The 7,474-nt window shown below is 40.4% G+C and carries 6 protein-coding genes; 1 reads left to right on the top strand and 5 read right to left on the bottom strand.

The window, feature by feature from the left end; genetic code table 11:
- Positions 1-350, bottom strand: a 350-nt coding sequence (locus AC1TO9_RS24365) for a hypothetical protein (RefSeq protein WP_482060722.1), incomplete at its 3' end; no start/stop codon positions are given.
- Between the two features lie 155 nt (positions 351-505).
- Between AC1TO9_RS24365 and AC1TO9_RS24370 the strand changes: the two genes are divergently transcribed.
- Complete coding sequence (locus AC1TO9_RS24370) at positions 506-1,018, top strand: DUF3841 domain-containing protein (protein WP_482060723.1); 513 nt, start codon at positions 506-508, stop codon at positions 1,016-1,018.
- Between the two features lie 92 nt (positions 1,019-1,110).
- Here AC1TO9_RS24370 and AC1TO9_RS24375 read toward each other — a convergent pair whose 3' ends face one another.
- The 4 genes from AC1TO9_RS24375 to AC1TO9_RS24390 form a co-directional block, all read right to left on the bottom strand.
- Positions 1,111-5,295, bottom strand: coding sequence for a polymorphic toxin-type HINT domain-containing protein (locus AC1TO9_RS24375; protein ID WP_482060724.1), 4,185 nt, complete (start codon positions 5,293-5,295; stop codon positions 1,111-1,113).
- A 132-nt stretch (positions 5,296-5,427) separates the two neighbouring features.
- Positions 5,428-5,943, bottom strand: coding sequence for a hypothetical protein (locus tag AC1TO9_RS24380; RefSeq protein ID WP_482060725.1), 516 nt, complete (start codon positions 5,941-5,943; stop codon positions 5,428-5,430).
- Between the two features lie 189 nt (positions 5,944-6,132).
- Positions 6,133-6,648, bottom strand: coding sequence for a hypothetical protein (locus tag AC1TO9_RS24385; RefSeq protein WP_482058048.1), 516 nt, complete (start codon positions 6,646-6,648; stop codon positions 6,133-6,135).
- Positions 6,649-6,658: 10 nt separating this feature from the next.
- Positions 6,659-7,474 (bottom strand): polymorphic toxin-type HINT domain-containing protein (locus tag AC1TO9_RS24390; RefSeq protein WP_482060726.1); only part of this gene is annotated, 816 nt, incomplete at its 5' end.

A 7,474-nucleotide genomic window follows, 5' to 3' on the forward strand; every position in this document is an offset into this window, starting at 1 on the left:
TTGCTCTGACGAGCCCAGAGACGTCCGTCCAGATCATAGATATAGAAGTAGGTCATTTGTGCTATGTTACCCGCTTCGACCTTTGCTTCTGCTAAGAGCTTACCTTGTTCATCATAATAGTAACGGACGCGTTCACTCTTAGCTACACGTTCATATAACAAGCCATCTCCATTATAGCTGTAAGTAACATCGAGGGCTTCCCCTCCTTCACCCTCGCCCTTCACGCCAGTCAAGCGATCCAATGAATCAAAGACGTATTCCGCATTCCCGTTCTGAGTACGATTTATAATATTCTTGTTGTTATCATATTCGTATGAGAACTGCTTCGAAGCTGCACCACCAATGTTCAATCATACCGGACTAATGGGGGTTGAGTTAGGTTGGATTTATCCGCCCGCTTCATTCGGCAATGGCTGGGAATATAAATCACAACATTAATTGATTAAATAGTTAGACTTAAGTAGAATTATTAGAATATGATCTTAAAGAGGAGGAAGAGCAAATTATGGGTACTTTTTGGACTATACAAACATCCTCAGCATGGCAAAAATCGAAGAAAAGTGGAGTGCTAGTTGGTACTAAACAATATGTTTGGGAAGAATTCATTAAACCATACCAATGGATGATGGCTCAAATGCATAAACGTCTTCCCAATTATACTGGTGAATATCCAATTTGGTTATGGACAAAACGCCCTGACTTAAGAAAGAGTAGTCATTTACCAAAAGGAGAAGTCGGGGTCTTATTAATAGTAGAAATAGATGATAATAGAGTTTTACTATCAGATTTTCAAGCATGGCACTTTGTGCTATCCGATGCAACCTTTACATTCGAGGACTCTCATGACAACCCTAATACGATACTTAACAACATTCCAAAAGAAGAAAGTTGGCAAAGTATTTTCGATTTTAATTTGCTTAGGAATCATCCAGACTGGGGAGAAATATCTTATCAGGGAGTGACCGGAGCAATACAAATCAATGAAGTAAAATTTATTAGAGAGTTCAGAGCAAGATAATTAATAGCTATATGGAAAAGAAGCATCTCGTCACCATAAATCCATGACGAAATGCTTCCAAAGTATATCTATACTCATATCAATCAACTAAACTATTCTTCCATTGCCGCTACTGCATCCTTTTTAATTTGTCCGTAAGTGCCCTTTTTAAGTTCACTATGCTTCGGTACAGTTACATGTTTACCATTTGGTCCTTCTAATACAACGTGGCTACCATTTTGCCTAACTTCTTTAAAACCACTTTTCTTAAGAAGCTTAATAGCATCTTTACCACTGATAGTTTTGGGCCATACAATACAATTATGCACCCATATTTCAAGATTAGATACAAAGTACGAATTAAAATCAGCAACCTCAAAGTTATATACCGTTGCCTCACGAGCCTCTTTCTCAATCCGCTCTATTTCTAGAGTATCCCCGTCGCTCGTTGCAAGCAAGTCTCCAACTCTCAGATCTTTAACCTCTGTCCATCCTATACCATCCAACCAGAAAGGATGCTCACCTGTAGCCTCGATGACTTCATCACCGATGTGAACGGAGTAGATTTCGGCAGCCTGTTTTTGGAACAGCCCCACAACCTCTTTATATGCCACTTCTCCAGTTTCATCAGACTTAGCAAGAACCTTATCCCCGACCTCAATTTCTTCAATCGGTTTCTCCCCTTCGTCTGTTAGAACCTCCGTTCCAGCAGTAAAGCAATTGCAGCCTTTAGAAATCCACTTTGATACTTTTTTATAAGTAGCTGTTGCACTTTTTACAGCTATTTTACCGCCTTTTGTAGCAATTTTTCCACCTGGTATTATCCCTACAAGTCCCCACGCCCTATCGGAGGTTGATAGCTTTTCACCAGTATACCAGTTATTACCGGTTGAGAACTCTTGAATACTCTTCGCAGCACTTACAAAGGGCGTCATGTCTAATGCACAATCCGCTACTTGTTTCACACTGCTTAATCCACAATGTCCCGTTGGATCCGTATACTTCAACGGATTATTCTCTACATATGAATACAAATTCAAACTTAGTGGATTCGAAATTTGCCCTTCATACGTATCCCTAGATACGAACCGTGCGGCATTCGGATCATACCAGCGGGCTCGCAGGTATTGAAGTCCTGTGTCGCTATCCCAATATTCCCCGGAGTAGCGGAATACGTTCGGAACATCTTCTTCCTCATCTATCGGGTTACCCCAAATATCATAGCTGTAGGTGTTCAGTTCATTTCCAGAACTATCGGTTAATCCCACGACATCGCCATGTCCATTAAACTGGTAATACTCCATATCACCTGTCTTATTCTGACGAGCCCAGAGACGTCCGCTCAGATCATAGATATAGAAGTAGGTCATTTGTACGGTGTTGCCCGCTTCGATCTTTGCCTCTGCTAAGAGCTTACCTTGTTCATCATAATAGTATCGAACGCGTTCACTCTTAGCTACACGTTCATATAACAAGCCATCTCCATTATAGCTGTAGGTGACATCAATACCCTCGCCCTTCACGCCAGTTAAGCGATCCAATGAATCAAAAGTATATTCGGCATTCTTCATCCCGGATATTTGACCGCCTACTACATTCAGACGATTGCCTTGATCATCGTAGGTGAAGGTTTTGTCCTTTCCTTCACTTTGTTCACTCTCGATTCTGCTTAAGGAATCATAGGTGAACTGGTCCGCAGTCCCATTCTGATTACGATTGATAATATTCTTGTTGTTATCATACTCGTAGGAGAACTGCTGGGATGAGGCACCTGCTCCGATGTTCACACCTGTTAAATCATAGCCATCGTAACTAAACGTAGTATTCGTGTTACTTGATGAAACTTGGCGTTTCAATAAGCTGTTCGCTTCATATTCAAATGTCATTTGTTGCGATGAGGCCCCCGCAAAGGTGCTGATTCCGCCAGCCGTATCATTTGAGATATCCATCTCCGTTAAGCGGTTCATCTCATCTAGCGTGCCTTGTATTCGGATTGCTTCACCCGTACTACTCGTAAACTTGTAGCCTGTACGAGCTTGTTTATTGTAAGTATACCCAATATGAGCCCCGTCCGGATAACGCAAGGTCTGCAAAGATCCGTCTGTCGGACTGTACGTATACTTCGTCTCCCCTTGTGCATCGATCATACTTGTACGCCGACCTACCGTATCGTAGGTGTAGGCTATCATTTCGCTAGCGGTTTTGATCTCCGTTAATAGATTATCATCATTATACTTGTATTCCGCCGTTTGACCTGCATAATTAACATATTTAATGACATTCCCACGTGCATCATAATAATAGGATGCTACTTGGTTCTCCTGATTAATCTGACGTTTTAGTCTGCCCAGTTCATCATATTGTTTATGGATGGTTGTCTGATCTGGAAGTTTCATACTCGTTAGATTACCTGCCTGACTAAATGTATAGCCTGTCGTACGTTGTTCGGGATCGGTCACTTTACTCAATCTACCTAGAACATCATACGTAGAGGTCGTGATTTGTCCGTTACCATCCTGGCTGCTGAGAATATTACCATCCAGATCATATGTCAATTTCGTTAGTGGGATGAAACTACCGTTATTGTTCTCTTCCAACAGCATAACCTGTCCTAATACATCGGATGTTTCGCGCTGTTTATTGCCATTTGCATCTGTATAGGTGGTCGTAAGATGAGCCCAATCATAGTCCACTGTATCTTCTGTTAGATCTGCATAAATCGTACGTTGTAATCGATTGAATGCATCATATGCGAATAACGTAGAGTTTTGTTCGGCATCGATCAGTTGCTCCAAATTTCCTTCTTTATTGTAGAAATATCGATATACCGAGTTGTCCTGAACTGCTTGTGTCATGAGGCCTAAAGGATTGAATGTATTCGTTGTAACCAATCCGTCAGGACTTGTACTGGTTACTGAATAAAGTGCATCGTCATATTGCACGGATTGCTTCGTACCGTCACTGTATGAGATCTGTTTCATTCGGCCGATTGGATCATATGAATATTCTGTCACCTTGCCAGCTTCATCCGTCATGGATTGTAAATCACCCATTGCTGTATACGAATACAGCTTGGATAAGGTACTCAATGTATTATCCACAGACCTGACTGCCAGCGATTCTTTCGTCAATAAATGCCGACCATAAGGTGATTCATAAAATTGTGTGCTTACAATATTGTTGGTCGTGTCTTTCATCGTCGTTACATTGGGATTACCGTAAGCATCATACTCGAAATCCGTCTGGGCAAGCAATTTACCACCTATCGTATTTTCCCTAATAGCGAACTGAGTTGTGCTACCCTGATTGTTATATTGATACGTTTCAACACGTGACTGCCCCTCTTTCAATTTGGTAGTAACGGTTGTTGGCAATGACCAGAAATAAGGTTCTGTCGAGTTCTTGTAATCAACGACAGTCTCTTGTCCGGTGTTCAGACTTTGCTTCAGTATCATCCCCTTGTCATCGTACTGGTACAGGGAAGTCAGAACTTCTGAGTTCTGTCCATTCTGTGCATAATTCTCATTGATTTGAATGGGTAGATTCATTCCAACTCTTGCATCATCGTAGATATACGTTTGTTTATATTCACTCGTATCCCCTTGTGATTGCAACTGGCTCAATTGAATCGTTTCGGGATGAGCTGCTCCATCATTGATGTGATGGAATTGGTACTTATCCTTAGCATTCCCTGATTGAATCATCGTTTCTGAGTTAAATGAACCCTCAGGATGAAGAATGTCTTCATTCGTATAGGTAAATTTCACTTCATTAAAAATTTCAGTACTTTGGACGGTTGAGAATATATCTTTGCGACTTGCCAATTTATAAATTTCCCTAGTCGCATAATCACCCATATTCTTCATATGTGCCGTATACGTTAGCTCAGTCAATCCGGAATAAGGACTCAATATTCCGTACAGTACAGCCTGATGCTCAACACCCTGAGATGCTGGATTCCCCATATGATCTGCTATGAAGTTAAATGCGGTTTCTCTAGCAGCATAGAAATATCTCGTCTTCAGTCCCATGGCATCTGTTACAGAGGACAACGTCTGATAATCCCCTTCTACAGCTAACTGATATACCATTTTACGTTCTGTACCCTTTTGGGATACAATAACTTGTTCATTCGAATAAGTGAAATTCAGCTCATTTCCATCACTGTTACGAATATTGGATATAACTGTGCTTCCATCTTGATGATCCGTATAATGAAACTCTACACGATTGTTGTAGTCATCTTGCATTAATAGTAAATGACCCGTGGAATCGAAATAATAATGAAGGTCATTCAAGGCAGATAATTTAAATTGACTCCCTCTTCCATCAATAGTTATCGTGCTATCATTAGAGAGTTTTATATCTTTCCAAGGATATCCTTCGAGAGCAAGCGATTCTGAGAGCTTATACGTACCTATTCCGGGATATTAAACATATTTCCCTTCATTTCTGATCTGGATGGATGGAAGATCCCACCTCCATCCCCTGCCTAGACCGGTGTCTCGTTCTTCCTGACGTATTCCTGCTTCATTTATATAGCTTCCATTACTCGATTTAACACCGATATCATTGTTGGCCATGCTTGTCTCATAAACGCGATTCAAACGATAAGTAATCGCTCCAGGCAAATCGAAATCTGTGTTATAGATTCCCACATCACCCGTAGACGTTGACACAACCTCCGCTCCATAAGAAACGGCATAATTGGATGTGGCTTGGTAAAGCGGTATCCGAGCTAATGCCTTATGGTCATAATCAGCCAAAGCGGTAACTTGATCTTGCGTCATGTTATTTCGCGCCTGGAGATGAAGTGCATTCATGTCAGGCTGAATCACCTGAATTGGGTTCTCGCTCCCCAACATACTCTCAGACTTTTTCTTGCTATTTCCTGTCTCTCTCAGTGCCTTATATTCAGATTGTTGCGGTACAAAGTGAAAATTCACAACCTCCCCTCATGCTATAATAGGTTACACTTTTAAAGCTTAAAGGAGTACGTACATCCGCATTTAGAGAAATTTCATAGGGGGCTAATGAAGGTAAAGTTCTATTTGAGACTACCGCCCGATTCATTCGGCACTGGGTGGGGATAAAAGAAAGACCTTGAGGATGTTGCCCTCAAGGTCAAAAAGTAATCAAATTAACTTTTTTAACTTATTAATAGTTATCAATTCATGAGAATAATTACAGCAAGTTCCAAAATTATCACTCATGAAGAGGAAAAATTGCTCTGCACCACTTATTAATGCGTGAAAAAGGTCACTTTTCGGAAGTGAAATACTTGCTAATCTTCCTTCACTAACTCTAAATAAAATCCATTCTGTAGAGATTTCTCTCATTTCAACTTTAAGTGGTTGGTCCGGAAAATAGAAGCTTCCCTCTTTCTTATCTAAGACTTCTTCAATAAGATTTAAAAAATACGCCCATAATTGGTCTACCAAATCCCACATTGTATAATCCATCAAAACACTACCATCATACTCCAAATAGATTGCGCCATTTAAATAATTAAAGTCGAGTAGGTTTGAAATACCCTGTATTTTTTCCTGCTCACCAACCTGAATAAAATATTTGTCTGGATTATCCTGAACCAAACGCAAATCTGTTATTTTTTGATTCGGTACGTTGACATATGTCTTAACTAGAAACAAATACTCTCACCTACTTAGAATAAAATTGGCCGACCCTTCCGTTAATTAAACCTACTACATAATTGACACCATTATATTTCCCTTCAATTTGGTACATTCCCTTTGTACCTTTATTTATCAGAGTCGTTCTATTTTGATTCATTATAGACTGAATTGCACTGGAAACATCGTTAATAGACATATTTTTATCTAAAAATGATTGAGTTGCTTTCGTTGAACCATCCCAAAAATTAGGATGATGACGCTCTAAGATATGCTTCATTCCGGACTTATCCAACAAAAAGCTTTGATTTCCAAACTTCATTGTTTTACTTTGGAAACTCGATAAAGCATTCACAACAACATGTGGTGCTACTCCACAAGCATTATGCGTCCAAATACCAAGGTTAGATACAAAGTACGTATGAAAGTCCTTCACCTTAAAGTTGTATACAGTAGCATGTTCCTTCTTAACCTCAATGTTATCAACGGCTAATTCTTTGCCATCGGAGCTCGTCAGAACATCGCCTACCACAAGGTTCTTGGATTCCACCCAACCTTTGCCGACAATCCAAAACGGATGTTCATCAGTAGTCGTTATGACCTCGCCGCCAGTAGTAATATTATATGTTTCTTCAACATCACGTTGGAAGAGCCATTCAACTTCCTTGTAAGCCATCTCTCCTGTTTCATCGTCTTTGGCAAGCACCTTATCCCCTACCTCAATATCCTCGATAGGTTTCTCCCCTTCGTCTGTTAGAACCTCCGTTCCAGCAGTAAAGCAATTGCAGCCTTTAGAAATCCATTTTGATACTTTTTTATAAGTAGCTGTTGCACTCTTTACTGC

The organism is Paenibacillus sp. Y916 (assembly GCF_056786435.1).

Excerpts from the sequence above, each read along its gene's own strand:
- AC1TO9_RS24370 (WP_482060723.1), top strand. The coding sequence starts at position 506 with ATGGGTACTTTTTGGACTATACAAACATCCTCAGCATGGCAAAAATCG.